Here is a 2,923-nt window from a genome sequence, read left to right on the forward strand (position 1 = left end):
CGCATTAAAGAAACTATTTATACTTCTACAGAGGGCTTGTATCTTATTGATTTTGACCATGTTCGTGTAAATTTTATCAGCGGAAGGATGACTATAAAGAATATCCGCTTTGCTCCTGATACGCTTGTCTATAATAAAATGAAGTTGCTTGGAACAGCACCTAAACACTTATATAAGGTTGCAATTGCAGAGCTTGTTCTAAAGAGAATTCAGCCATGGAAAATCTACTTGGATAGAAATTTGGAAATGAATTCCCTCGAGATTGAACATGCTAGTCTGGAGCTAAGTTTTACAGATTTAAAAAACACTAAAACTCATTTGGAGGATCAGCGATCCGCTTATCAGCGCTTAGCACCCTATCTTAATTCTGTTAAAATTGCTAATATTATTTTTAAAAATTCCGACTTAAAATACATTGATCATAGTTCTAAAACCAAAAAACCTGTGGTATTAAAGGGTCTCTACATTAAAATTTCTGATCTGTTAATCGACTCCGCTTCACAATACGATAGGTCTCGCTTATATTATACGAAGGATATTTATGCTGAGCTCTTTGGACATCATGCAATGACCATTGATAAAAATTATTCCATTCAAATTAAAGAATTTCGGGCTTCTACTGCGGGGGGATATGCTCGTTTAAGTGGACTTAAAATTATTCCGCGGTTTAGAGAAATGGAGTTTTCTAAAAGGTTTAAATTTCAGAAGGATCGTATAGCCATGAATTTGGAAGATGTTCAGCTGAATAATCTTGATTTTGATCTATTAAATAGGGAAAGGCGACTTTCGGCATCATCCTTAGTTTTAAAAAAAGCAAATTTTTCTATTTTTTTAAATCGAGAATTGCCTGATTCTATTCGCAACAAAGGGCTTAATTTTCCGCAACTAGCCTTGCAGCGATTTCTGCTTAACACGAAAATTGATACACTTCTCTTGAATGATTCACGAGTTGATTATTCGGAGTATAATCCAGCTTCTCGCCGCAAAGGCACCCTTACTTTTAGTCAGATAAATGGAAGTATTTTAAATGTGACGAATGATTCGCTGAGCTTGGTTAAAAATAAATTTAGTGATGTAAAATTAACCTCTTTGCTCATGGATCGTGGGCGATTTGATGTAGCGATGAGATTGAATTTAACTGATCCCTATGCCAGCTTTGACTACTCTGGTTCTTTAGGAAATATCGATGCCAATATTCTTAATTCCGCTATTAGGCCACTTTCGTTAATTGAAATCAATTCTGGATTTATAGAAAAAATGATCTTTTCTGGTCGTGGTAGTTTGAAAGGTGTGAGTGGGCAGCTTACTTGCTACTACAAAGATTTAAAAATTAAATTATTGGAGATGAGTGATCAAAGCTCCAGGTTAAAGAGAATAGGAATTGCCTCTATATATGCTAATATTCTAATAATTAAGGATGATAATCCATTGCCAGGCACCCCCGTGAGAAGTGCTAATTTTTCATATAGACGACCACTGTATTCCTCCTTTTTTAACATGATTTGGAAAGGATTTGCCAGTGCTTTATTAGAGACCATCGGTTTTGATGCTCCTACGCAAAGGGAAATTAAATCTCGATTGAGGAAACTTGAATCTGATCGCATTGAGCGAGATGAACGAAGGGAGGATCGATTGAAGAAAAGGGATATTCGGCGAAATAATAGGACTGATGCTACCTAGTTATTTTTAGTCTAACCAACAGGTAATAAAGCAATATAGGCTGCATATTACTAAGCAACCTATATTTTAAATCGTGTTATTAGTGATTAACCAAATGGTTCCATCCAAATTCATCGCTCGTTCGGCCATAACGAATATCGTTAAGGGCGCTTAACACCTTATTTGAAAATACGCGTGTTGCAGGATCTGGAAGGGTATAGAGTTCACCATTATGACCTATTTCGGCGATATGCGCAATTGTTGCTGCTGTTCCAACTCCAAATGCGTCGCTTATACAACCTTCTTTAATGCCTTGAAGAATCTCCTCAACAGAAATTCTGCGTTCTTCAATAGTGACACCCCATTTTTTTGCGAGCGTCAATACCGTATCGCGGGTAACACCTTTTAATATCGTATCTCTTGTAGAAGGGGTTATTAACGTTCCATCCATCAAAAACATCACGTTGGCAGCGCCTAATTCTTCAATGTAAGCATGCTCACGTGAATCTGTCCAGATTAATTGATCAAAACCTTCTTGACTTGCTTTTAAATTGGGTAGCATTGATCCACCATAATTGCCGGCAGCTTTTGCAAAACCAAATCCTCCGTCGCAGGCTCTTGAATAATTGGTCTCAATCTTTACTTTTAGGTTTTTTGAAAAATAGGGTCCCACCGGACCAGTAATTACGATGTATTTATAGCTTGCCGATGGTGTAACACCCAAAAATGGATCGGTAGCAAACATGAATGGCCTGATGTATAAAGAGTGATTTTCTTTTGCTGGAACCCAGTCTCTATCTAAATTAACCAAAGTAGTAAGGCTCTCTAGAAAAATCTCTAAAGATAGCTCAGGCATGCATAAGCGCTCTGCAGATCGGTTAAAACGCTCTCCATTTTTATCGGGACGGAAGATTGAAACTTCACCATTGGCATGTTTATAGGCTTTAATACCTTCAAAAAATGCTTGACCGTAGTGGAGGGCAGAAATCGCCGGACTAATACCAATTTCTCCAAAAGGAAGAATCTGAAAGTTTTTCCATTCTCCATCGCTATAATCTGCCATAAACATATGGTCAGAGAAAGTCTTTCCGAAGGGTAAATTTTCAAAATCTGTATCCGCTAAGCGTGATTTAGCAGTTTTTGTGATGGAGATATTTATTTTATGAGACACCTTGATAAGTTTTAATGAATCGTGCAATTTAATGATTTTTGCCCAAAAATGTAGTTTAACATTCTTTTTGAGTTAGCATTTTGAGTTCTTGTA

Annotated in this window: 2 protein-coding genes; one reads left to right on the plus strand and one right to left on the minus strand. The window is 36.9% G+C overall.

What is annotated here, in order from left to right:
• A partial coding sequence (locus ACILQF_RS12820) for a hypothetical protein (RefSeq protein WP_395627793.1) occupies positions 1 to 1,680 on the plus strand: 1,680 nt, incomplete at its 5' end.
• Between the two features lie 79 nt (positions 1,681 to 1,759).
• Here the strand turns inward: ACILQF_RS12820 and ACILQF_RS12825 are convergent.
• Entirely contained in the window at positions 1,760 to 2,830 is a 1,071-nt protein-coding gene (locus ACILQF_RS12825; protein WP_395627794.1) for a branched-chain amino acid aminotransferase, read from the minus strand.
• Between the last annotated feature and the right edge of the window lie 93 nt (positions 2,831 to 2,923).

Source organism: Daejeonella sp., from assembly GCF_044232565.1.
Classification (GTDB): Bacteria; Bacteroidota; Bacteroidia; order Sphingobacteriales; family Sphingobacteriaceae; genus Daejeonella.